A 23,770-nucleotide genomic window follows, 5' to 3' on the forward strand; every position below is an offset into this window, starting at 1 on the left:
CCTGCTGGGACGAATTTCTGATTACCCCGAGCGCGAACGCGCCCGCGGGCGACTCGGGTTCCGGATGCTGGACGCTCCCGCCTTTGCGCACATGTTGTATCTATCCTGTGGGCATGCCGTCGTCCGCCCCGCCCGCTCCCGCCTCCACCAACGACTCCCCGTCCGTCTCCCTCAAGCAGCCCCCCGCCGCCGACCGGGTCTACACCCACGTCAAGCAGGGCGTCCTGGACCGCCGTTACGAGGGCGGCACCCTCCTCACCGAGGGCGAGCTGGCCGACGCCGTAGGGGTCTCCCGGACCCCCGTGCGCGAGGCGCTGCTCCGCCTGGAGGCGGAGGGCCTGATCAAGCTGTATCCGAAGAAGGGCGCCCTGGTCCTGCCGGTCTCCGCACAGGAGATCGCGGACGTGGTGGAGACCCGGCTGCTGGTCGAGGAGCACGCGGCGCGCAAGGCGGTGCCCGCGCCGCCCGGCCTGATCGAGCGCCTGGAGGAACTGCTCGCGAGGCAGAAGGAGCAGGCCGCCGCCGGCGACCTCGCGGCGGCCGCGGTCACGGACCGCTGCTTCCACGCGGAGATCGTCCGCAGCGGGGGCAACGAGATCCTCTCCCGCCTCTACGACCAGCTCCGCGACCGCCAACTGCGCATGGGCGTCGCCGTCCTGCACTCCCACCCCGACCGCGTCGCGAAGACACTGACGGAGCACGAGGAGATCCTCCAGGCGCTGCGCGCGGGCGACGCCGAGGCCGCCGTGGACATCGTCCACCGGCACGTCGGCTGGTTCTCCCACCTCGCCCGGGGTGAGGTCCGATGAGCGTCACCCGCGGTGGATCCCACTCCACCCTTCCGGGGGATCCACCCGGAGGACGGCGCGCGGTGGCCGTCTGGGGGATCGGTGTCTCGGTCTACTTCGTCGCCGTCATCTTCCGTACGTCGTTGGGGGTCGCCGGACTCGACGCCGCCGACCGCTTCCATGTGAACGCCTCGGCCCTGTCGACCTTCTCGATCCTCCAGCTCCTCGTCTACGCGGGCATGCAGATACCCGTCGGCCTGCTCGTGGACCGCCTCGGCACCAAGCGGGTGCTGACGATCGGCGTGGTCCTGTTCACGGCGGGCCAACTCGGCTTCGCGTTCTCCCCGTCGTACGGCATGGCGCTCGCCTCGCGTGCGCTGCTCGGCTGCGGCGACGCGATGACGTTCATCAGCGTGCTGCGCCTCGGCACCCGCTGGTTCCCGGCCCGACGCGGGCCCCTGGTCGCCCAGTTCGCCGGCCTCGCGGGCATGGCGGGCAATCTGGTCTCCACCCTGCTGCTGGCCCGGCTGCTGCACGGGATCGGCTGGACGGCCGCCTTCGCGGGCAGCGCGCTCGCGGGCGTGGTCGTGCTGGTCCTGCTCGTCCTCTTCCTGAAGGACCACCCCGAGGGCCACGAGCCCGAGCCCTTCCCGCACCACGGCGCGGCCTACGTACGCCGGCAGATCGTCGCCTCCTGGCGGGAGCCGGGGACACGGCTCGGCCTGTGGGTGCACTTCACGACGCAGTTCCCGGCGATGGTGTTCCTGCTGCTGTGGGGCCTGCCGTTCCTCGTGGAGGCGCAGGGCCTGTCCCGGGCGACGGCGGGTGAACTGCTGACGCTGGTGGTGCTCTCCAACATGGCCGTGGGCCTGGTCTACGGCCAGATCGTCGCCCGGCACCACGGCGCGCGGCTCCCGCTGGCGCTCGGCACGGTGGGCGCGACGGCCCTCGTGTGGGCGGTGACCCTGGCGTACCCCGCCGACCACGCGCCGATGTGGCTCCTCGTCGTCCTCTGCGCGGTGCTGGGCGCCTGCGGCCCCGCCTCGATGCTGGGCTTCGACTTCGCCCGTCCCGCGAACCCGCCCGAGCGTCAGGGCACCGCCTCCGGCATCACCAACATGGGTGGTTTCACGGCCTCCATGACAACCCTGTTCGCGGTCGGTGCGCTGCTGGACGCGACCGGCGACGACTACACGATCGCCTTCTCCTCGGTGTTCGTCCTCCAGGCCCTCGGCGTCAGCCAGATCCTGCGACTGCGCAAGCGCGCGGCCCGCCGGGAACGCGAACGGCTGGTGGCAAGCCGCGTGGAAACGGTCCACGTACCGGCACAGGAAGTCGGCTAGCCGGGCACACGGACCGTCACCCCTTCGACCGGGCGGGCCTGGCGTGCGGACGGCCGGACGGGCCTAGGGCGGGCAGCCGGGCGTGCGCTCGCCGGACGGCCGGACGGGCGGACGGGCGGACGGGCTGGCCGCCGGGCGGGGGGGCCGGGCGGACATACAGGCAGGCGGCTGGTCGGACGTGCGGGCAGACGGCTGGCCGGACATGCGGGCCGCCGGGCTGGCGCGCGCCGGACAGCCAGACGTGCGGGCGGCCGAACATGCAGGCAGTCGGGCAGACGGCTGGCCGGACATGCGGGCCGCCGGGCTGGCGCGCGCCGGACAGCCAGACGTGCGGGCGGCCAGGCGTGCAGACAGCCGGACGAGCGGCTGGCCGAACATGCAGGCAGTCGGACATGCGGGCCGCCGGACGGGCGCGCGCCGGACGGCCAGACGTGCGGGCGGCCAGGTGGCCGGGCAGCCGGACGGGCAGGCCGCCGGGCCGGGGGCGGCTGGCCGGACATGCAGGCGGCCGGGCGGGCAGCCCGGCGGCCAGGCGGGCGGGCGGCAGCCGGGAAACCCAGTTGTCCGTACGCCCGTTCGGCAATTAGCGTCAGCGTCGTCGACGTGTAGCTCAGCAGCCAGAGCGCCGGGCTGCAAACCCGGAGGGCGCGGGGGCGGATCCCGCCACGTCGGCCGATCGACGTGTAGCTCAGCAGCAGAGCACCGGGCTCCTATCCCGGAGGGCGCGGGGGCGGCACCCGCCACGTCGGCCGATCGACGTGTAGCTCAACAGCAGAGCACCGGGCTCGAGACCCGGAGGGAGCGGGGGCGGCACCCGCCACGTCGGCTTATGAACAGCGACGCTGACCAGCAGCACCTCGCACAGGCCAACCCGGGGTACGCCGCCGGGCAGCTGGCCAAGGCGCTCAGGACCGCGCTCACCCACGCCGACCCCGACGCCCGCCGCCGTGCCGGCGAACGGGGCCGCTCCTGGCGGTCCGTCCTCACCGGCATGGCGGAGGGCGTCCTCACCATCGGCTCCCGCACGCCCGTCTCGGGGCTCCCCGCGTGGGTGACGCCCAAGGTCCTGCGGGGCGGCTTCGCCACCGGCGAGCCCAGCGCCTCCGGACCCCTGACGGAGTACGAGACGGAGACGGCGCGCCGTGCCGCGGTGCCGTGCGAGCGACAGGAACTGTTCGCGTACTGGCTCACCGCGGACGGACTGGCCCGGCTCTACGACCTCCTGGACAGCGGACGCTACGAGGTGACCGTGCCGGAGGAGGCCGCCCTGCTCACCGTGGCCTGGCTGGCCCGGGCCGGACGGACCGAGGCGGCGGCCGGACTCGTCGCGGAACTCGCCCCCTTCGCCGGGCGGCTGCGTTTCACCCCGCGGCCGGCCACCCGGCCCGTGCCCGAGGCCGATGCCGTGCACCGGCAGACCGTCGCCGACGCCGGGGAGACCCTGGCGCGGCGCCGGCCCAGCACGGCCGTGGAGACCCAGCGGGAGGCGCTGACCGTGTGGCAGCCGTTCGGCGACGAACTCCTCGCGCACTGGCTGGAGACCGCCGACGCCGAAGGCACCGTCCATGTCCCGGCGCGGGCAGCCCACGCCGGCTGGTACGAGCGCGGGACCGAACTGCTGGCCCGCTACGGCGAGCTGGCGCTTCGGCACACCTCCTGCACCAAGCACCTCGACCCCAAGCAGAATCTGGCGATCCTGCGGGGCGCGCTGGAGGACACCGTCACCGGCAGGGGGCCGGACGCGCGCCGGCTCGGGCTGCTGCGGCACGCCGTCACCGCGATGGTGCGGCGGCGCGGACTGCCCGGTTCCGCCCCGCACACGGCCCTGCGCCGGGAGCAGGCCGCGCAGGCGGCGCTGCCCTCCCACCACGCGCTGGCCCAGCTGGTGCTGCGCCGGCTGTCCGGGCTGGAGCAGACGACGGGCGTGGCCGATCCGGAGCCGCTGCTCGTCGCCGTGACCGAGGCCGAGGCGCGGGAGACCGGGCTGCCGGTGGGCGCGGGGATCCCGGCCGGCGTCCGCCGGCCCGTCGAGGGCGCGCTGAGCGCTCCCCTGGAGACGCTGGTGGAGCGTGGTCTGGTGCCGTCGGCGGAGGTACTCGCCGAGATCGTGCCGCAGCTCGTCGCCGTCACCGCCGCCGAGGCCTACCCGGACGGCGCCCTGCGCACGCTGGCCGTCGCGAACCACCGCGCCTTCGCCGGCCGCCGTTCGCTGCTGCTGCTCAACCTCCAGCAGCAGGTGCGGATCGAGGAGCTGCCGTGGGTGCGGGCCGTGGCCGGGCAGCGGGCCGAGGGCGGGGCGGGCGAAACGGCGGCGGTCGCGCTGCGGCGGCTGGGCGAGCTGGCCGTGCAGGCGTTCCCCGCGACGATCCTGCCGAACCCGCTGGTCCGCGAGCTGTCCGTGCTCGCCCGTCAGGCCGACCTCGGCGCACCGCTGGTCGAGGAGCTGGCCAACGACATCTTCATGGGCGCCTTCAGCCCGAAGTTCCTCGCGGCGGCACGGGTGGCGGCGGACTTGCTCGGCGGCGGTTCGCTCTACGAGCGCTACTACCGCATCGACTACGCGGCCGTCCGCGACCTGGCGATCGCGGAGGCGGGCGAGGCGCAGACCCGGACCCACCGGCCGCGGACGCACGGGCCGCGGACCTCGCCGGGGTTCGGGCGGCTGTGCGTGGACCGTGCGGAGGCCTTCTCCGCGGGGACCTGGTCCCGGTCCTCCTCCTGGTCGGTGGCCGGGAACGGCAAGGTCATCGAGCAGGCGCAGATCCTCACCACGCACAACCTGGCCACCCTGGTCCACCGGGTCGGCATCGCCCCGGCCCCGGGCTGGGAGGACCTGGCGCGCCGCTGCTTCGTCACCGTGTGCCGGCTGACCGCCCGGGTGCACGGCCAGGCGTTCCCGCTGGCCACGATCAAGGACGCGGCCTACGCCTGGCGGCAGATGGTGTTCCAGCTGTCCCTGTGCACGGCGCGGGAGCGGGCCCGGACCCTCGCCTGGCTGTCCGAGGAGGCCGCCCGCCACCCCGGCCATGTCGGCGCCCGTCTCGCCCCGGCCGTGACAGGCCTGCGCCAGGTCGCGGAGGGCGGCCACGCCGACGACGGCACCGGCCGCCTGTTCCTGGGCTGGGCGATCGGCGGCCACTGGATGCAGGAGGAGCGGAAGCAGTACCGGGGCTAGGCCCTGTCGTCAAATTCCCGTCGTCGCCCGGAGGGCGGCCACGCGGCGTCAGGTGCGTGCTCTCGGTGTGCCGGGCCCTGACCCTCGTACTGGACGTACTCGGGTCTGGGCCCGGTGCGGCGAGAGGGCGTGCATGGCGTCGCGGGGCAGGTGGGAATTTGACGACAGGGCCTAGGCCGCGCGCCCTGAACAGAGCGCGCGGCTCCCCTCAGCGCTCGATCACGCCCAGGTGATCAGCCGCTTCGGCTGTTCCAGGATCGCCGCCACGTCGGCCAGCACCTTCGAGCCCAGCTCCCCGTCCACCAGGCGGTGGTCGAAGGACAGCGCCAGGGTGGTCACCTGGCGGGGCTTCACCTTGCCCTTGTGGACCCACGGCTGGAGTCTGATCGCGCCGACCGCGAGGATCGCCGACTCACCGGGGTTGAGGATCGGGGTGCCGGTGTCGACGCCGAAGACGCCGACGTTGGTGATCGTCACCGTGCCGCCCTGCATGGCGGCGGGAGACGTCTTGCCCTCGCGGGCCGTGGAGACCAGTTCGCTCAGGGACTCGGCCAGCTGCGGCAGTGTCTTGGCGTGCGCGTCCTTGATGTTCGGGACGAGCAGACCGCGCGGGGTGGCCGCCGCGATGCCCAGGTTGACGTAGTGCTTGACCACGATCTCCTGCGCCGGCTCGTCCCAGGAGGCGTTGATCTCCGGGTTGCGCCGGATCGCGACCAGCAGGGCCTTGGCGATCAGCAGCAGCGGGTTGACCCGCACCCCCTGCATCCCGTACTGCTCGGGGGCCCGCTTCAGCTCCTCGACCAGCTTCAGCGTGCGCGTGACGTCGACCGTGATGAACTCGGTGACATGCGGCGCGGTGAACGCCGAGCCGACCATCGCCGCCGCCGTCGCCTTGCGGACGCCCTTGACCGGGATACGGGTCTCGCGTGCCGAGTCGTACGACGCGACGGGCGCCGGCACGGGCGCCGTGACCGGCACCGGAGCCTGGGTCACCGGCTCGGGCGCGGGCACCTGGGCCGGAGCCACCGGAGCCGCAGCCGCCGCAACCGTGGCCTCCGGGGCCGCCGCCGCGTGCACGTCCTCCCGCGTGATGATGCCGTCCGGGCCGGTCGGGACCACCGTGGTGAGGTCCACGCCCAGGTCCTTGGCGAGCTTGCGTACCGGCGGCTTGGCCAGCGGGCGCTCCTTCACGGCGGGGGCGCTGCCGTGGCCGTTCAGCTCGGACTGGACGGCTGCCGTCGCGGGCTCCTGGACCGGGATCGCACTGCTCTTGCGGGGGCGGCGCTTGGTGGAGGAGGCGGCCACGCCGTACCCGACGAGCACCGGCTGGCGGCCGGAACCCTCCGGCTTCTTCTCCTCGGCGGCCGGCGCGGCAGGGGCGGCGGACGCCTGGGCGGGCGCCGGTGCCTCGGCGGGGGCCGCGCCGCCCGTCACGTCCACCGCGATGATCGACGTGCCCACGTCCACCGTGGTGCCCTCGGGGAAGTGGAGCGCGCGGACCACACCGTCGTAGGGGATGGGCAGTTCGACGGCGGCCTTGGCCGTCTCGACCTCGCACACCACCTGGCCGTCGGTGACCGTGTCGCCGGGCTGGACGTACCACTTGAGGATCTCGGCCTCGGTGAGACCCTCGCCCACGTCCGGCATCTTGAACTCGCGTACGGACGCTTCCGTCATCGTCGTCACGACCCTCTCCTCAGTACGCCAGGGCACGGTCGACGGCGTCGAGCACCCGGTCCAGGCCCGGCAGGTACTCCTCCTCCAGGCGGGCCGGCGGGTACGGGGCGTGGTAGCCGCCGACCCGGAGCACCGGGGCCTCCAGGTGGTAGAAGCAGCGCTCGGTGATCCGGGCGGCGATCTCCGCGCCGGAGCCGAAGAACACCGGTGCCTCGTGGACGACGACCAGGCGGCGGGTCTTCTCGACCGAGGCCTGGATGGAGGCGAAGTCGAGCGGGGAGACCGAGCGCAGGTCCAGGACCTCGAGGTTCTTGCCCTCCTCGGCGGCCGCGGCGGCGACCTCGAGGCAGGTCTTCACCATCGGGCCGTAGGCGGCCAGGGTCAGGTCGGTGCCCTCGCGGACCACCTGGGCCTTGTGCAGCGGGCCGGGGATGGCCTCTGTGTTGACCTCTCCCTTGTCCCAGTAGCGGCGCTTGGGCTCGAAGAAGATCACCGGGTCGTCGCTCTGGATGGCCTGCTGCATCATCCAGTACGCGTCGGAGGCGTTGGAGGGGGAGACCACCTTGAGGCCGGCGACGTGCGCGAACAGCGACTCCGGGGACTCGGAGTGGTGCTCGACCGCGCCGATGCCACCCCCGTAGGGGATGCGGACGACGACCGGCATCTTGACCTTGCCCAGGGAACGGGCGTGCATCTTGGCGAGCTGGGTGACGATCTGGTCGTAGGCCGGGAAGACGAAGCCGTCGAACTGGATCTCCACGACCGGCCGGTAGCCGCGCAGGGCCAGGCCGATGGCCGTGCCGACGATACCGGACTCGGCGAGCGGGGTGTCGATGACACGGCTCTCGCCGAAGTCCTTCTGCAGGCCGTCCGTCACCCGGAAGACACCGCCGAGCTTGCCGACGTCCTCGCCCATGACGATGACCTTCGGGTCGGTCTCCAGTGCGCGCCGCAGCGACTCGTTGATCGCCTTGGCCAGAGCCATCTTCTCCGCCATCTCACTTACCCCCGTCTTCGTCCGCGAACGACGCCTGGTAGGCGGCGAACTGGGCCCGCTCCTCGTCGACGAGCGCGTGCCCGTCCGCGTACACGTTCTCGAAGATGGCGAAGTGGTCCGGGTCCGGCATGGCACGGACCGCTTCGCGCACTCGCCTGCCCAACGCCTCGCTCTCGGCCTCGAGTTCCGCGAAGAATCCCTCGTCCGTGTGGTTTGAGGCTTCCAGGTGGCGGCGCAGGCGCAGGATCGGGTCCTTCGCCTCCCAGGCGAGGCGCTCCTCGTCGCCGCGGTAGCGGGTCGGGTCGTCGGAGGTGGTGTGGGCGCCCATGCGGTAGGTGTACGCCTCGACGAGGGTGGGGCCCTCGCCGTTGCGGGCCCGCTCCAGGGCCCAGCGGGTGACCGCGAGGCAGGCCAGCACGTCGTTGCCGTCGACACGGACGCCGGGGAAGCCGAAGCCCTGGGCGCGCTGGTAGAGCGGGACGCGGGTCTGCTTCTCGGTCGGCTCGGAGATCGCCCACTGGTTGTTCTGGCAGAAGAACACCACGGGCGCGTTGTAGACGGCGGAGAAGGTGAAGGACTCGGCCACGTCGCCCTGGCTGGAGGCGCCGTCGCCGAAGTAGGCGATCACCGCGCTGTCCGCGCCGTCCTTGGCGACGCCCATCGCGTATCCGGTCGCGTGCAGCGTCTGGGAGCCGATGACGATCGTGTAGAGGTGGAAGTTGTTCCCGTTGGGGTCCCAGCCGCCGTTGTTCACACCGCGGAACATGCCGAGCAGGTTGGTCGGGTCGACCCCGCGGCACCAGGCGACGCCGTGCTCGCGGTAGGTCGGGAAGACATAGTCGTCGTCGCGCAGCGCCCGGCCGGAGCCGATCTGGGCGGCCTCCTGGCCGAGCAGCGACGCCCACAGGCCGAGCTCGCCCTGGCGCTGCAGGGAGGTGGCCTCGGCGTCGAAGCGGCGGGTGAGCACCATGTCGCGGTACAGGCCGCGGAGCTCTTCGGGGGTGACGCCGGCGACGTACTTGTCGTACGCGGCGTTCTTGACGCGCTTGCCCTCGGGCGTCAGCAGCTGTACGAGCTCGGGGTCGGTGCCTGGCGCGTTCCTTGCGGTCGTGCGCTTGCCGGCCGTGCTCTTGGTTCCGGCGCTGCGTCGCGGTTTGCGCGCGGCAGTGCTCTCCACGGTCACGTGTGCTCCTCCGTCGGTCCGGCTACCCGGGTTCGCCGGGTGCCAGTGCGGCTCACCTGCGCCTTCCTGCCCGCACAGGGTGGGTGCGGCCACATCGGGCACAGATGTGACAGGTGCCCCGGCGAGCGCCCTGCAACAGGCACGTTACCCAGAAGTCCACATTTCTGTGAAACCCCTCCTGACCTGCGTTTTTGCTTGGATTTCCAAGTAAAAACGCGAAATCGGGAACTCTTCCTGGTCACAGCCTTGCAGGGGGCCGGAACAACGGCACGTTATCCCGGTGACCCAGGTCACGGGAAGAGTCCCCGAATGCACTACGCGCGCGTGGCCCAGGGAAAGGGCTTCACGCGCGCGTGGCTGAAAAATGCGGGACGGTCGGTCAGCCGCCGACGGCACCGAGGGTGGTGTTGCCCTGAGTCGTGCCCTGTGTGGAGCCCGCGTCGGTACCGCCGGCGTCGGCGCCACCGTCACCGGTGCCACCGTTGTCGGTGCCGTCGGTCTCCGAGCCTGTCGGCTCCTCCGAGGTCTCCGGGTCCGTCTCCGTGTCGGTCGGCTGGCTGGTGGCCGTTTCGGAGGGCGTGTACGACGGGGTGTGCGAGGGCGTGTACGACGGGGTGTAGTTCGAGCCGGAGTCCGAGCCGGTGCTGTCGTCGGAGGTGTCGTCCGAGGACTCCTCGGTCTCCTCCTCGGTCGGCGACTCACTGGCCTCGGTGGTCTGGGACTGCGTGACGGTCGGCGACTCGGTGGTGTCGGCGTCGCCGCTGCCCGTGTTCTTCGTGTTCAGCGCGAGCGCGACACCCGCGGCGATGGCGATCACCGCGAGGACGGCCAGGATCCACAGCTTGCCGCTGCCGCTGCCCTTGTTGCCGTGCCCCTCGAAGCCGCCGTCGTCGCCGCTGCCGTAACCCGTGGGCAGGATCGGCTGCGGGATCTGCGAGGTCATCGAGCCGTCGTGCTGGGGCATCATCGTGGTGCCCGCGTAGGGGCTCGCGGCCCCGCCCCGGCCGTCGTGCATCGTGACCGGGCCGGTGTTCCAGGTGCCGGTGTGGGCGCCCTGGTCGTAGAGCATCTGCAGCGCGTACTGGACGAGTCCGCGCATCTCCTCGGCCGTCTGGAACCGGTCGTCGGGCTCCTTGGCGAGGGAGCGCATGACCAGGCCGTCGAGCTCCGGCGGGCACTGGCCCTCGGAGGTCTGCGACGGCGGCACCGGGATGTCCTGGACGTGCTGGTAGACCACCGACAGCGGGGTCTCGCCGATGAACGGCGGGCGCAGCGCGAGGAGTTCGTAGAGGAGGCAGCCCGTCGCGTACAGGTCGGAGCGGTAGTCGACGGCCTTGCCGAGCGCCTGCTCCGGGGAGAGGTACTGCGGGGTGCCCATGACCATGCCGGTCTGCGTCATCGTCGTGGACGCGCCGTGCAGGGCGCGCGCGATGCCGAAGTCCATCACCTTGACGGCGCCGTTGTGCGTGATGATCACGTTGGCCGGCTTGATGTCGCGGTGCACGATGCCGTGTTGGTGCGAGTAGGCGAGCGCCTCCAGCACACCGGAGACGATGATCAGGGCCTGCTCGGGCCCGGGCGCCTCGGCGTTGATCAGGAGGTCGCGGATCGTGCGCCCCTCGACGATCTCCATCACGATGTACGGCACGCTCTGACCGCCGACGAAGTCCTCGCCGGAGTCGTACACGGCGACGATCGCGTGGTGGTTGAGGCCGGCCACCGACTGGGCCTCACGTGTGAAGCGGGCCTTGGAGGTGGGGTCCTCGGCGAGGTCGGCGCGCAGCAGTTTGACCGCGACGGTGCGGCCGAGTCGTACGTCCTCGGCCGCGAACACCTCGGCCATACCGCCCCGGCCGAGTCTGCGGGTCAGCCGGTACCGGCCGTCGCCGACCAGCCCGCCGTTGCCCCAGTTCTCCGGCGCGTCTGACATACCGCCGCCAGTCGCCTCGGGGTCGGACGGGCCCTGGGGCTGCTGCTGTGCCATCAGTCCTCGCCGTCGTTTCTGCCCGCGGTGCGCGCGGTGTTGTTACGGTCTCCGTCGGCCACGCTACAGCCTTTGCGCAAGCCTCCGGTCCTCGATGAGTTCCTGATGAACTCCGCCACCGGTCCGAGACGGACCGGTCATCAAACCCGTACCACCTGCCGGCGTGCAAATTCTGTGTACCGGCCGCAAGCCACCGGTAACGCTTCCGCGACGCTTCTTTCTCGTAGGGTCACGGAACGGGCACCGAGCTTGACGTGTCAGTGCCCTGCGGCAGACTTGGCCGGGAATAGCACTTTCGATCAACGGCAGTCAACAGCAGAGAGACGCCCGGCGGCGGACGACGGCGCCTCAAGGGCCTACGGGGGACGCGGAACATGAGCCAGGACGGCGCACAGGGCGCGCACGCGGGGCGGGCGCTGGCCAATGGCCGGTATCAGCTGCGCGATCTGCTCGGCCAGGGCGGCATGGCCTCGGTGCACCTCGCCTACGACTCGGTCCTCGACCGCCAGGTCGCGGTCAAGACGCTCCACACCGAACTCGGCCGTGAACAGGCCTTCCGTGAGCGTTTCCGCCGCGAGGCCCAGGCAGTGGCCAAGCTCACGCACACCAACATCGTCTCGGTGTTCGACACCGGCGAGGACGAGATGGGCGGGTTGACGACTCCGTACATCGTCATGGAGTACGTCGAGGGCCGCCCGCTCGGCTCCGTGCTCGACGAGGACGTACGGCAGCAGGGCGCGATGCCCGCCGACAAGGCGCTGAAGATCACCGCGGATGTGCTGGCGGCGCTGGAGATCAGCCACGAGATGGGGCTGGTCCACCGCGACATCAAGCCGGGCAACGTGATGATGACCAAGCGCGGCGTCGTCAAGGTGATGGACTTCGGCATCGCGCGCGCGATGCAGTCCGGTGTGACGTCGATGACGCAGACCGGCATGGTCGTCGGCACCCCGCAGTACCTCTCGCCCGAACAGGCCCTGGGCCGGGGCGTGGACGCCCGCTCCGACCTGTACTCGGTCGGCGTCATGCTGTTCCAACTGGTCACCGGGCGGCTGCCGTTCGACGCGGACTCGCCGCTGGCGATCGCGTACGCGCATGTGCAGGAGGAGCCGGTGGCGCCCTCCTCGATCAACCGTTCGCTACCGCCGGCCGTGGACGCGCTGGTAGCCCGCGCGCTGAAGAAGAACCCGAACGACCGCTTCCCGACGGCCGTCGCCATGCGCGACGAGTGCCTGCGCGTCGCCGCCTCCTTCCAGGCGGCCCCGCCGAGCATCGTCCCGGGCACCTCGGCGCAGAGCGGCTCGGGCGTCGGCTCGGCGGTGTTCCCGCCGGTCGGCCAGAACACGCCGCAGCCGCCCGTGGGGCATGTGCAGACGCCGTACCAGCCGGCGCCCACCCCGAACCCGTACAGCGCCCCGACCCCGCCGTCCTACGGCTACCCGCAGCAGCCCGGCTACCAGACGCCCGCCCCGGCCTACGGCCACCAGCAGGGCCCGCCCACGCCACCGGCGTACAACCTCACCCCGCAGCCCTCGGCCCCGGTGCCCTCGGGCGGCGGCAAGGGCAACAAGCCGGTGGTGATCGGTTCCGCCGTGGTCGCGGTGGTGGCGGTGGGCGCGCTGCTCATGAGCCTCGCCTTCAACGGCGGCGACGACAACGAGGGCGGCAGCGGCGGCTCCAGCGCCTCCCCCTCGGCGACGAAGGCGGCGAACTACCGCGGCCCGGACACCTCCAAGACGATCGAGTCGACCGAGTGCTCCGAGCCGGACGAGTCGTACAACGACCCCGACAAAATCCGGGTGCCGGACTTCAAGTTCAAGTACATCAAATCGGTCAAGTCCTGCTTCCAGGCGGCCGGCTGGAAAATGAAGATCAAGTACGTGGACGAGAACACGTACGGCGAGGGCGCGGTCATGGACCAGTTCCCCTCCGCCGGGACGGACGTCGACCCGTCGGACGTACCGGAGATCGAGCTGAGCGTGTCGACGGGCAACCCTGCGTCCTGACCCGCACGGTGATCATTCGTCCGGTGACATGAGAGAGGGCCCGGCTTCGGCGCCGGGCCCTTTGTCGTCTACGGCTGTGAAGGGTCGCTGCTCCTAGAGGTACGGCCCGCCCGAACGGCCGCCCGTACGCGGGTCGTCGGCGCCCTCGTGACCGCCCATACCCGGCGGCAGCGCCCGGCGCATCTGCTCCAACTGCGCGCGTGCGGCCATCTGCTGGGCGAACAGCGTGGTCTGGATGCCGTGGAAGAGGCCCTCCAGCCAGCCGACCAACTGGGCCTGCGCGATCCGCAGTTCCGCGTCGCTGGGGGTCGACTCCTCGTTGAACGGCAGGGAGAGCCGCTCCAGTTCCTCGACGAGCTCCGGCGCCAGGCCGTCCTCCAGCTCCTTCACCGAGCTGGCGTGGATCTCCTTCAGCCGGGCCCGGCTCGCCTCGTCCAGGGGAGCCGCGCGCACCTCCTCCAGCAGCTGCTTGATCATGCTGCCGATCCGCATGACCTTCGCCGGCTGCTCGACCTGCTCCGTCACGGGGATCTCACGGGAGTCCTCGTCGGGGTCGACGCCACCGAGTGCCATGCCGTCCTGGCCCACGACCAGGATCTTCTGGGCGGTCTCCGGTGACCCTTCGTTCCTCGGCATCTCCATGCCGCCATTCTCTCGCACGCCTACACCTCATCACCGAGGTGCCCCCCATGAAGGAAGATCCACCGTTTTCGCACGGCACGCGTTCGGTGTAGTCCGGTATGCGGGGATATGGGGGCGGTGTGAGTCTGGAGGGCGTGACTCGATTGCGGCGGGGGTTGTGCGCGCTGGGGGTGCTCGTGCTGCCGTACGGGGTCGTGTCGACGTACGCGGCCGCCTCGTCGTACGGGAGCGTTTCGTCGTACGGGGCCGTTTCGTCGTACGGGAGCGTTTCGTCGTACGGGAGCGTTTCGTCGTACGGCAGGAACGAGGCGGACGGCGGGAACGGCACGTATGGCAGGGGCGAGACGCGTGACAGGGGCTCGACGCATGGCACGCGGCCGCTGGCGGTCCCCTCGGCCTCGGCCTCCGCTTCCTCCTCCCGCGAGCCCGACCGGGCCGGGAGCCGGGCCGGTGAGGGGCGGGCGCGGCCCGGGCGGGCGGACGAGGAGGGCACGGCGGAGGACGAGGACGGTACGGGTCAGGAGCCGGACGACGGCGAGGAAGGGACGGACGGCTCCGACGGCCCGGCGGCCGAGCCCGAGGGTGAACCGGACGTCGGCACCGCGGAGGCGTCGGCGTCCGAGGCCGCCGTCGTGCCGGAGGCCTCCGTACCGCAGGACGGGGTGGGGCAGGCCGCCGCGCCGGGGGAGCGGGCCGAGGGGCCCGTGCCGCGGATCCTGCCGCTGGGCAGCGGACTGGTCCTGATCGGCCTCGGGCTGGGCCTCGGCCTCGCCGCGCTCCGGCTACGGCGGTCCTGAGCGGCGCCCTACGGCACGACCAGCAGCACCTTGCCCACGTGACCGCTCTCCTCGACCACCCGGTGTGCCGCGGCGGCCTCGTTCATCGGGAGCTCGCGGTCGACGACGGGGCGGACGTGGCCCGCCGCGAGGAGGGGCCAGACGTGTTCGCGTACGGCCGCGACGATGGCCGCCTTCTCGGCGAGCGGACGGGCCCGCAGCGAGGTCGCGCTGATCGCGGCCCGCTTGTTCAGCAGCGCCGCGATGTTCAGCTCGCCCTTGATGCCGCCCTGCATGCCGATGATCGCGAGCCGCCCGTTCACGGCGAGGCTCTGGACGTTGCGGTCCAGGTACTTCGCGCCCATGTTGTCGAGGATCACGTCGGCGCCCGCGCCGCCGGTGGCCGCCTTCAGCTCGGCGACGAAGTCCTGCTCGCGGTAGTCGATCAGGATGTCCGCGCCCAGCTCGGCGCAGCGCTCCAGCTTCTCCTTGGTGCCGGCGGTCACCGCGACCTTGGCTCCGACGGCCTTGGCCAGCTGGATCGCCATGGTGCCGATGCCGCTGGAGCCGCCGTGCACGAGCAGCGTCTCGCCGGGGCGCAGATGGGCGACCATGAACACGTTCGACCAGACCGTGCAGGTCACCTCGGGGAGCGCGGCGGCCTGCCGCAGGTCCAGGCCCGCGGGCACCGGCAGCAGCTGCCCGGCCGGGACGGCGACCTTCTCGGCGTATCCGCCGCCCGAGAGCAGCGCGCACACCTCGTCGCCGACGGTCCAGCCGGAGACTCCGGGGCCGATCGCGGCGATCCGGCCGGAGCACTCCAGGCCGGGGTAGGGGGAGGCGCCGGGCGGCGGGTCGTAGAAGCCCTGCCGCTGCAGGATGTCGGCGCGGTTGACGGCGCCGGCCACCACCTCGACCAGGACCTCGCCCTCGGCGGGCACGGGATCGGGGACCTCGTCCCACACCAGCGCCTCGGGACCACCAGGTTCGGGAATCGTGATCGCATGCATGAAGGGGACGCTACCGCGCGCTCCGGGCGCGGGATCCCTCAGGAAACGTGGCTGTCTTCGGGCCGGTCACCATGCGGCTCCACAACCGCAAGTGACGGCTGCCCGGCCGTCGGCCGCACGGCGGCTCAGGCGAGTCGGGCGGCTCAGGCGACTCAGTCGACGCGGACGATCGTGATCAGCCGGTCCGTCAGTTCCAGAACGCCGACGGCGGGGTCGTCGTAGGCGAGGACCCGGTGGCCGCGGACGACGCTGACCACCAGGTCGTCCGTCTCACGCGGACCACGGCCCGCCTCCGCCTTGGCGACGGTCCGCTCGACGAGGTCCAGCCCGCTGCCCTGCTGTATGAGGTCCTCCATCACCAGCCCGGCCGACGGGCTCAGCACGGACAGGCCCAGCAGCCGTCCGGCCGCTCCGGCGCTGGTGATGACCTCGTCGGCGCCGGACTGCTTCAGCAGCGGCGCGTTCTCCTCCTCGCGTGCCGCGGCCACGATCTTCGCGGCCGGGTTGAGCTGGCGGGCCGTCAGCGCCACCAGCACGGCCGTGTCGTCGCGCTGGGTCGCGATGATGATCCGCCCGGCCCGCTGCACCTCCGCCCGCCGCAGCACATCACTGCGGGTGGCGTCCCCGACCACGCCCTCGTAGCCCTCGGCGCTCGCCGTGTCGATCGCCTTCGCACTGGGGTCGATCACCACGACCTGGTCCTTGCGCAGCCCCGAGGCACAGGCCGTCCGGATCGCGGACCTCCCCTTCGTACCGAAGCCGACGACGACAATGTGGTCGCGCAAGGGGACCTCCGGAGCGGGAACGGACACGGTCCAAGGACCGTGTCGCTCAGGGACCGTGTTGCTTCATGACGGGCACGGACCCGCCGGGAACCATGGTGCCCGTCGATCGGATCACGGCCACAGGGGGCGCGCGATGAAGGACCAGGAACGACAGCCCACCAAGGCGGTGCGGGTCTCTCTCGTCAGGTCCCTCTGGTACCGCTCCGGCCAGGAGGCACGCGACGACGCCGAGGCGGGGCGCTCCATCACCATGCCGGTGAGCGTCGGCGCGCCCCCGCTCCAGCAGGTGCTGCGCCGCCTCGCCATGGCCTTGCTGGTGCTGGTCCTGACCACCCTGATCGTCTACGCCGACCGCGAGGGCTACCACGACAACTCCGACGGCTCCGTGGACTTCCTCGACGCCGCCTACTACGCCACGGTCACCCTCTCCACCACCGGCTACGGCGACATCACCCCCGTCAGCGACACCGCCCGGCTGGTCAACATCCTCGTCATCACCCCGCTGCGCGTGCTGTTCCTGATCATCCTGGTCGGCACCACCCTGGAGGTCCTCACCGAGCGCACCCGGCAGCAGGTCCGCATCCACCGCTGGCGCATGCGCACCCGCGACCACGTCGTGGTCGTCGGATACGGCACGAAGGGCCGCCACGCGGTGGAGACACTGGTCGGACAGGGCATCGCCAAGGACCGGATCGTGATCGTGGACAGCCAGCGCAAGGCCGCCGAAGCAGCCGGCGACGACGGGCTGGTGGCGATCACCGGGGACGCCACCCGCAGTGATGTGCTGCGGCGCGCCGAGGCCCAGCACGCCTCTCGGGTGATCGTCGCCCCGCAACGTGACGACACGGCCGCCCTGGTCACCCTGACGGCCCGGCAGCTCAACCGGCGCGCCACGATCGTCGTGGCCGCCCGGGAGGACGAGAACGTGCCCCTGCTCCGGCAGTCCGGCGCGAACACCGTGGTCACCAGCTCGTCCTCCGCCGGCCGGCTGCTCGGCGTCTCCATGGTCAGCCCGACCGTGGCGAAGACCCTGGAGGACCTGATGACCCTCGGCAGCGGGCTGACCCTCTTCGAGCGCCCCGTCACCGAAGGGGAGGCGGGACAGTCGCCGCGCAGCTCCGCGGACCTGGTCGTGGCCGTCGTGCGGGGCAAGCAGCTGCTCGACTACGCCGATCCCCGGCTCACCCGGCTCCAGCAGGGGGACCGGGTGGTCACGGTCCGCCGGGCCGTCCCGGCGCCGGAACAGGCGTGAGCAGGCGGCCGTGCGGGGGTGACGGGTCCCCCTTGCGGGTGTTTCACGTGAAACAGGCGGTTTGTTTCACGTGAAACAGGGCGTGTCCCGAACCGGCTGTTTCACGTGAAACAGGCCGCGACCCCGGCCGTCGCCCACGGCAGGTCGAGAAGCTCCACCCGCTGACCCGCCCGGGCGCCACCGGGCGGTACGACGGCCAGCGCGTCGGCCGCCGCGACTCCCCGGAGCATCGCCGGACCGTTGTAGTGCAGCGGCACGACATGGTCGCCGCGCAGCGCCACCGGGACGAGCCGGGTGTCGTACGGATGCCCGTGCACCTCGTCCCGCAAGGGCAGCCCATACCGCTCGGGAGCGGGCCGGGAGGAGAGGGTGTCCAGCAGGGGTTCGGCGAGCGTGAGGAGCCCGGAGACGGCCGCGAGGGGGTTGCCGGGCAGGCCGACGAGGTGCTGGTCGTCCTTGGTGCGGGCCAGCAGCATGGGGTGGCCGGGGCGCACCTTGACGCCGTCGACGAGGAGCTCGGCGCCGACGCGGCGCAGGACGGGGTGGACGTGGTCGACGGGGCCGGAGGCAGTGCCGCCGGTGGTGACGATCAGGTCCGCGGAGGACTTGCTGACGGCCTTGTGCAGGGCCTTCTCGTCGTCACCGATCCGCCGTACGGCGACGACCTCGGCGCCCAGGGCCCGCAGCCACGGCGGCAGCATCGGGCCGAGCGCGTCCCGGATGAGACCGTCGTGCGGGCGGCCCTCGGTGAGCAGTTCGTCGCCGAGGACGAACACCTCGGCCCGGGGCCGCGGTACGGCGGCCAGCGTGTCGTACCCGGCGGCTGCGGCGAGGCCGAGGACGGCCGGGGTCACCACCGCGCCGGCGGGCAGCAACTGGTCGCCGCTACGGCACTCCTGGCCGCGGGGGCGGATGTCCTGGCCGTGGCTCATGTCCCGGGTCGGGTGCAGCCGGCCCTGGGCGTCGGTGCGACCGTGCTCGCTGCGCAGGACCGCCGTGGTGTCCGGGGGAATCCGGGCGCCGGTGGCGATCCGGACGGCCTCGCCGTCGGCGAGGGGCTCCGGCGCGGCGCTGCCCGCCAGCACGCCCTCGTCCCGGACCCTCCAGGGGCCGGGGCCCGCGACCGCCCAGCCGTCCATGGCGGAGGTGTCGAAGGAGGGCAGGTCGGTGAGGGCGGTCAGCGGGGCGGCCAGGACGAGACCGAGTGCGTCGCCGAGGGTCACGGAGACGGGGGCACGGCGGGCTGCCTGGGACCGGGCGGCACGGGCGGCGACGGCCCGGGCCTCGGGCCAGGGGGTGGCGTGGTGCCGGTGGCCTTTCCCGTGTCCGTGCCGGTCGCCCGGAGGGGGCGTGGAGGCAGCGGAGGCCGCGCCAGTCGCCCCGTGAGCGGCATCCGGGGTGTGGGTGCCGTGAGCGGGGCCGGCGGCGCGGCCTTCGGCGGGGCCCTTACCGTCGTTCACGAGGGCGAGCACCTCCTCGACGTCGAAGCCTTCGGCATCGAGGGCCTGTGTGTCCCGGCCCTCGTGGATGCCGCGGCGGGTCATCCTGCGTCCGGTGCCGCGTCACCGCGCCGGTCGGCAGCGGCTCCGGAGGAGCCCTCGGAGGAGCCCTCGGAGCCTTCCTGTTCGGCCTCCTTCGCCCAGCGCAGAGCCAGGGCGGCGGCCTTGCGGGCGGCCTCGGCGACGGCCTCCGGTCCTCCCTCGGCCCGGGCGGCCGCATAGCCGACCAGGAACGTGGTCAGCGGCGCGGCGGGCCGGGCCACACCGTGGGCGGCGTCCCGGGCGAGATCGAGCAGCACGCCGGTGTCGACGTCGAGGTCGATGCCCAGCTCGTCCTTGACTGCGGAAATCCATTCGTCCAACACGTGGTCATGCTCCCTGATACGTGCCCTGGCGGTGGCGATGTCGTCCCAGGTGTCGCAGTCGAACGACGCGACGGGGTCGGGGACGCGGGTGAGGTGGAGACCGGCGGTCAGCCGGCGCAGAGGCAGCCCCGTGATGCCGCCGGAGGCCGCGCCGAGCGACGCCAGCTCGCGGCGCAGGGCGGCCGTGCGGTACGCGGCGACGAGCGGCTGGTCGCGGCCGTCGGCGTCGGTGAGCAGCGCGCCCTCGGCGCCGGCCGTGCGCAGGGCGGCCAGCAGCCGCCGTACGGTGCCGGCCGCGAGGAAGGGCAGGTCGGCGGAGAGGACGAGGACGTCGTCGGCCGTGGCGCCGCGCAGCCCGGCGTCGAGCGCGGCCACGGGGCCCGCGCCCGGCGGGTCCTCGCGCGCCCAGCGCACGGGCCGGGCGGTGGGCCGGGGGTCGGCGACCACGACGGTGGTGCGGGCGTCGGCACAGGCGGCGAGCACCCGGTCGAGCAGCATCCGCCCGCCCACGCGCACACCGGGCTTGTCGGCGCCGCCGAGGCGCCGGGCACCGCCACCGGCGAGCACGACGGCGTCGTACGGGGCGTCGTACGCGGCGGCGGTGCCGGAGGGCTCGAACGAGGTCACCTCACGAGTATGCGGGGCCTCCTCGATCGCGGGGAACGCGGGGATCCTCGCGTTCCCCGCGATCACACAGTGCGCAGGAGCACCGCCGGCTGTTCCACGCAGTCCGCGACGTACCGCAGGAAGCCCCCGGCGGTGCCGCCGTCGCAGACCCGGTGGTCGAAGGTGAGCGAGAGCTGGACGACCTGGCGCACGGCCAGCTCGCCCTCGTGCACCCACGGCCTGGGGACGATCCGGCCGACGCCGAGCATGGCCGCCTCGGGGTGGTTGATGATCGGCGTGGAGCCGTCGACGCCGAACACGCCGTAGTTGTTGAGCGTGAAGGTCCCGCCGGTCAGCTCACCGGGCGTGAGACGGCCGTCCCGGGCCGCCTCGGTGAGCCGGGCGAACTCGGCGGTGAGCCCCTCGGCGTCCCGGGCGTGCGCGTCGCGGACGACGGGCACGACCAGCCCCCGCTCGGTCTGCGCGGCGAAGCCCAGGTGCACCTGGTCGAGCCGGACGATCTCCCTCGCCTCCAGGTCGACGGTGGAGTTCAGCTCCGGGAACCGGGCCAGGGCGGCCGTGCAGATACGGGCGAGCAGCGCGAGGAGGGAGATCTTCGGGCCGCCGCCGGCGTTCATCGCGGCGCGGGCCCGCATCAGCTCGGTCGCGTCGGCGTCCACCCAGCAGGTCGCGTCGGGGATCTCACGACGGCTGCGGGAGAGCTTGTCGGCGACGGCACCCCGGACGCCCTTGAGGGGGACGCGATGACCGCCGGTGAGGGCGGGGGAGACGGGGGCGGGGGCGGGCGAGGGTTCGGGAGCGGCCACCGCCGCCCGCAGGGCGTTCTCCACGTCCGCGCGCAGGATCAGCCCGTCGGGACCCGAGCCCGTCAGCTCCCTCAGATCCAGGCCCCCCTCGCGGGCCAGCCGGCGCACCAGCGGAGAAATCACCGGGACCGGGCCCTCGGGCAGCGCACGGCCACCGCCGCCGGCGCCCTGCGGCTCCGAAAGCGGACCGGCGGGACCGGCAGGAGCGGCGGGTGCGGCGGGACCGGCAGGAGCGGCGGGCGTCATCGGCGGCGCGGGAGCGGCGGGCGTCGGCGGAACAGGCCGTACCCGCCTGCGCCGCGCCGGGGCCTCCGAGGTGCCGTACCCGACCAGCACGTTCCCGGAGCCCTCCGCCGGACCGCCGGAGGCCGGCGCGCCGACCGCGACCGTGATCAGGGGGGCGCCGACGGGCAGTTCGGTGCCCTCCTCGCCGAAGCGGGCGGTGACGACACCGCCGTAGGGGCAGGGCACCTCGACCATCGCCTTGGCCGTCTCGACCTCGACGACGGGCTGGTCCACGGCGACCACGTCGCCTACCTGGACGAGCCAGCGCACGATCTCCGCCTCGGTGAGCCCCTCACCGAGGTCGGGGAGCTTGAACTCCAGCACTTGTGCCATCAGTTACCGGCCTCCCACTGCAGCCGTGCCACGGCGTCCAGGACGCGGTCGACGCCGGGCAGGTGGTGGCGCTCCAGCATCGGCGGCGGGTAGGGGATGTCGAAGCCGGCGACACGGAGCACCGGTGCCTCCAGGTAGTGGAAGCAGCGTTCCGTGACGCGGGCCGCGATCTCCCCGCCGGGGCCGCCGAAGGAGCCCGACTCGTGGACGACGACCGCGCGTCCGGTGCGGCGGACCGAGGCGGCGACCGTCTCGTCGTCGAAGGGCACCAGGGAGCGCAGGTCGACGACTTCGAGGTCCCAGCCCTCGGCGCGGGCCGCCTCGGCGGCTTCGAGGCAGACGGGGACCGAGGGGCCGTACGTGATGAGGGTGGCGCTGCGGCCGGGGCGGCGGACCACGGCCCGTCCGATGGGGTCGACGGTCTGCGGGTCCTCGGGGTTCCAGGTGTCCTTGGACCAGTAGAGGCGCTTGGGTTCGAGAACGACGACCGGGTCGTCGGAGGCGATGGCGGCGCGCAGCAGGCCGTAGGCGTCGGCGACCGTGGCGGGCGTGACGACATGGAGGCCCGGAGTCGCCATGTAGTAGGCCTCGGAGGAGTCGCTGTGGTGCTCGACGCCGCCGATGCCGCCGCCGTAGGGGACGCGGATCGTGACCGGCAGGGGCATCCGGCCCCGGGTGCGGTTGCGCATCCGGGCGACATGGCTGATGAGCTGCTCGAACGCCGGGTAGGCGAAGGCGTCGAACTGCATCTCGACGACCGGGCGCAGTCCGTACATGGCCATGCCGACGGCGGTGCCGAGGATGCCGGCCTCGGCGAGCGGGGTGTCGGTGCAGCGGTCCTCGCCGAACTCCTTCGCGAGCCCGTCGGTGACCCGGAAGACGCCGCCGAGGGTGCCCACGTCCTCGCCGAGGACGTGCACGGACGGGTCGGCGGCCATCGCGTCGCGCAGCGCGCGCGTGAGGGCCTGCGCCATGGTGGCGGGCTTGAGGGCGACGGTGGTCATCGGTGGGCGCCTTCCTGCTCCGCCGCGAGTTCCGCCTCCAGCAGGGCGCGCTGTTCGCGCAGCTGGGGGGTGTCCTCGGCGTACACGTGGGCGAAGAGGTCCATGGGGTCGAGGGCCGGGTCCTGGTTCATCCGGGCGCGCAGGTCGGCGGCCATGGTCTCGGCGGCGTCCCGCGCGGCCTGCCTGGCCCGGTCGTCGAGCAGCCCGCGCGCGGTGAGCTCACGTTCCAGCAGCAGGATCGGGTCGTGCTCGCGCCAGGTCTCGACCTCGGCGTCGCCCCGGTAGCGGGTGGCGTCGTCGGCGTTGGTGTGGGCCTCGATGCGGTACGTCACGGCCTCGATGAGGGTGGGGCCGCCGCCCTCGCGCGCGTGCCGTACGGCATCGGTGAGGACCTCGTGCACGGCGGCGGCGTCGTTGCCGTCGACCAGGCGGCCCGGCATGCCGTACCCGACGGCCTTGTGGGCGAGGGAGGGGGCGGCGGTCTGCTTGGCCAGCGGGACGGAGATCGCGAAGCCGTTGTTCTGGACGAGGAAGACGACCGGGGCCTGCCAGACGGCGGCGAAGTTCAGCGCCTCGTGGAAGTCGCCCTCGCTGGTGCCGCCGTCGCCGACCATGGCGAGCGCGACCACGTCGTCGCCCTTGAGGCGGGCGGCGTGCGCGAGGCCCACGGCGTGCGGGAGCTGGGTGGCGAGCGGGGTGCACAGGGGGGCCACGCGGTGCTCGTACGGGTCGTAGCCGGTGTGCCAGTCGCCGCGCAGCAGGGTGAGTGCCTCGACGGGGTCGACGCCGCGGGCGACTACCGCGAGGGTGTCGCGGTAGCTGGGGAAGAGCCAGTCGCGGTCCTTCAGGGCCAGCGCGGCGGCGACCTCGCAGGCCTCCTGGCCGGTGCTGGAGGGGTAGACGGCGAGCCGCCCCTGCTTGGTGAGGGCGGTGGCCTGGGCGTTGTAGCGGCGGCCGAGCACCAGCTGGGCGTACAGCCGCCGCAGCAGCTCCGGATCGGCCTTCGCGGCCTGCTCGGTGCCGAGAACGCGGTAGGGCTCCGCGTCGGGCAGCAGCGGCGCGGGGTCGGTGCGGGGCTGCCAGGCGGGCGGCGGGGTCGGCCGGTACGCGCCCCGCTGCTCCATGACCGTCATGACGGCACCTCCTCGTGGGAGCGGCTCAGGGAGGCGTGCCGGCTTGTGACCCGCCTCACCTACCGATTGTTCGGTCGTCGGCACATTTTGGCTACAGGCC

17 protein-coding genes, 3 tRNA genes and 1 pseudogene are annotated in these 23,770 nt (G+C 72.8%); 9 read left to right on the forward strand and 12 right to left on the reverse strand.

What is annotated here, in order from left to right; genetic code table 11:
• Positions 1 to 113: 113 nt before the first annotated feature.
• The 6 genes from ACLZN2_RS09030 to ACLZN2_RS09055 all read left to right on the forward strand — a co-directional run bounded on the left by ACLZN2_RS09030 (position 114) and on the right by ACLZN2_RS09055 (position 5,306).
• Positions 114 to 809: a GntR family transcriptional regulator gene (locus ACLZN2_RS09030; protein WP_416977850.1), complete on the forward strand. Its 696-nt coding sequence runs from the start codon at positions 114 to 116 to the stop codon at positions 807 to 809.
• Positions 806 to 2,131: an MFS transporter gene (locus ACLZN2_RS09035; RefSeq protein WP_416977851.1), complete on the forward strand. Its 1,326-nt coding sequence runs from the start codon at positions 806 to 808 to the stop codon at positions 2,129 to 2,131. Before ACLZN2_RS09030 ends, ACLZN2_RS09035 begins: the two co-directional genes overlap by 4 nt.
• A 599-nt stretch (positions 2,132 to 2,730) precedes the next feature.
• Positions 2,731 to 2,803 (forward strand) — tRNA-Cys (locus tag ACLZN2_RS09040).
• Positions 2,804 to 2,808: 5 nt separating this feature from the next.
• Positions 2,809 to 2,880, forward strand: a tRNA-Arg gene (locus ACLZN2_RS09045).
• A 5-nt stretch (positions 2,881 to 2,885) separates the two neighbouring features.
• A tRNA-Ser gene (locus tag ACLZN2_RS09050) sits at positions 2,886 to 2,957 on the forward strand.
• Between the two features lie 3 nt (positions 2,958 to 2,960).
• Positions 2,961 to 5,306 (forward strand): hypothetical protein, encoded by a 2,346-nt coding sequence (locus tag ACLZN2_RS09055; RefSeq protein ID WP_416977852.1) that lies wholly within the window; start codon positions 2,961 to 2,963, stop codon positions 5,304 to 5,306.
• A gap of 219 nt (positions 5,307 to 5,525) precedes the next feature.
• Here ACLZN2_RS09055 and ACLZN2_RS09060 read toward each other — a convergent pair whose 3' ends face one another.
• The 4 genes from ACLZN2_RS09060 to ACLZN2_RS09075 all read right to left on the reverse strand — a co-directional run bounded on the left by ACLZN2_RS09060 (position 5,526) and on the right by ACLZN2_RS09075 (position 11,147).
• Positions 5,526 to 6,992 (reverse strand): dihydrolipoamide acetyltransferase family protein, encoded by a 1,467-nt coding sequence (locus tag ACLZN2_RS09060; protein WP_416977853.1) that lies wholly within the window; start codon positions 6,990 to 6,992, stop codon positions 5,526 to 5,528.
• A 10-nt stretch (positions 6,993 to 7,002) separates the two neighbouring features.
• Positions 7,003 to 7,980: an alpha-ketoacid dehydrogenase subunit beta gene (locus ACLZN2_RS09065; RefSeq protein ID WP_416977854.1), complete on the reverse strand. Its 978-nt coding sequence runs from the start codon at positions 7,978 to 7,980 to the stop codon at positions 7,003 to 7,005.
• A gap of 1 nt (position 7,981) precedes the next feature.
• Positions 7,982 to 9,163: a pyruvate dehydrogenase (acetyl-transferring) E1 component subunit alpha gene (pdhA, locus tag ACLZN2_RS09070; protein ID WP_416977855.1), complete on the reverse strand. Its 1,182-nt coding sequence runs from the start codon at positions 9,161 to 9,163 to the stop codon at positions 7,982 to 7,984.
• A gap of 379 nt (positions 9,164 to 9,542) precedes the next feature.
• On the reverse strand, positions 9,543 to 11,147 hold the full coding sequence (locus ACLZN2_RS09075; protein WP_416977856.1) for a protein kinase domain-containing protein: 1,605 nt from the start codon (positions 11,145 to 11,147) through the stop codon (positions 9,543 to 9,545).
• 374 nt (positions 11,148 to 11,521) lie between these two features.
• Between ACLZN2_RS09075 and ACLZN2_RS09080 the strand changes: the two genes are divergently transcribed.
• Positions 11,522 to 13,153: a protein kinase domain-containing protein gene (locus ACLZN2_RS09080; protein WP_416977857.1), complete on the forward strand. Its 1,632-nt coding sequence runs from the start codon at positions 11,522 to 11,524 to the stop codon at positions 13,151 to 13,153.
• A gap of 93 nt (positions 13,154 to 13,246) precedes the next feature.
• On the opposite strand, the gene ACLZN2_RS09085 is transcribed toward ACLZN2_RS09080, so the two are convergent.
• Complete coding sequence (locus tag ACLZN2_RS09085; protein ID WP_416978082.1) at positions 13,247 to 13,795, reverse strand: bacterial proteasome activator family protein; 549 nt, start codon at positions 13,793 to 13,795, stop codon at positions 13,247 to 13,249.
• A gap of 134 nt (positions 13,796 to 13,929) precedes the next feature.
• Here ACLZN2_RS09085 and ACLZN2_RS09090 point away from each other — a divergent pair, with 134 nt between their 5' ends.
• Positions 13,930 to 14,592, forward strand: a complete 663-nt coding sequence (locus ACLZN2_RS09090) for a hypothetical protein (protein WP_416977858.1) — start codon at positions 13,930 to 13,932, stop codon at positions 14,590 to 14,592.
• 8 nt (positions 14,593 to 14,600) lie between these two features.
• On the opposite strand, the gene ACLZN2_RS09095 is transcribed toward ACLZN2_RS09090, so the two are convergent.
• Both ACLZN2_RS09095 and ACLZN2_RS09100 read right to left on the reverse strand, forming a co-directional pair.
• On the reverse strand, positions 14,601 to 15,581 hold the full coding sequence (locus tag ACLZN2_RS09095; RefSeq protein WP_416977859.1) for an NAD(P)H-quinone oxidoreductase: 981 nt from the start codon (positions 15,579 to 15,581) through the stop codon (positions 14,601 to 14,603).
• Positions 15,582 to 15,733: 152 nt separating this feature from the next.
• Positions 15,734 to 16,366 (reverse strand): annotated as a pseudogene (locus tag ACLZN2_RS09100) (potassium channel family protein); the annotation flags it as partial.
• 133 nt (positions 16,367 to 16,499) lie between these two features.
• On the opposite strand from ACLZN2_RS09100, the gene ACLZN2_RS09105 reads away from it, so the two are divergent.
• Positions 16,500 to 17,618, forward strand: a complete 1,119-nt coding sequence (locus ACLZN2_RS09105) for a potassium channel family protein (protein WP_416977860.1) — start codon at positions 16,500 to 16,502, stop codon at positions 17,616 to 17,618.
• Between the two features lie 101 nt (positions 17,619 to 17,719).
• Here ACLZN2_RS09105 and ACLZN2_RS09110 read toward each other — a convergent pair whose 3' ends face one another.
• From ACLZN2_RS09110 to pdhA (ACLZN2_RS09130), 5 genes are all read right to left on the reverse strand, one after another.
• On the reverse strand, positions 17,720 to 19,162 hold the full coding sequence (locus ACLZN2_RS09110; RefSeq protein ID WP_416977861.1) for a molybdopterin molybdotransferase MoeA: 1,443 nt from the start codon (positions 19,160 to 19,162) through the stop codon (positions 17,720 to 17,722).
• A complete protein-coding gene (locus tag ACLZN2_RS09115) occupies positions 19,159 to 20,109 on the reverse strand; it encodes an NTP transferase domain-containing protein (protein WP_416977862.1) in 951 nt (316 codons plus the stop codon). Before ACLZN2_RS09115 ends, ACLZN2_RS09110 begins: the two co-directional genes overlap by 4 nt.
• Before the next feature lie 62 nt (positions 20,110 to 20,171).
• A complete protein-coding gene (locus ACLZN2_RS09120) occupies positions 20,172 to 21,533 on the reverse strand; it encodes a dihydrolipoamide acetyltransferase family protein (RefSeq protein ID WP_416977863.1) in 1,362 nt (453 codons plus the stop codon).
• Positions 21,533 to 22,537 (reverse strand): alpha-ketoacid dehydrogenase subunit beta, encoded by a 1,005-nt coding sequence (locus ACLZN2_RS09125; RefSeq protein WP_416977864.1) that lies wholly within the window; start codon positions 22,535 to 22,537, stop codon positions 21,533 to 21,535. Before ACLZN2_RS09125 ends, ACLZN2_RS09120 begins: the two co-directional genes overlap by 1 nt.
• Positions 22,534 to 23,670, reverse strand: a complete 1,137-nt coding sequence (gene pdhA / locus ACLZN2_RS09130; RefSeq protein ID WP_416977865.1) for a pyruvate dehydrogenase (acetyl-transferring) E1 component subunit alpha — start codon at positions 23,668 to 23,670, stop codon at positions 22,534 to 22,536. Before pdhA (ACLZN2_RS09130) ends, ACLZN2_RS09125 begins: the two co-directional genes overlap by 4 nt.
• Positions 23,671 to 23,770 lie beyond the last annotated feature (100 nt).

Source organism: Streptomyces sp. T028 (assembly GCF_048159505.1).
Lineage (GTDB): Bacteria > Actinomycetota > Actinomycetes > Streptomycetales > Streptomycetaceae > Streptomyces.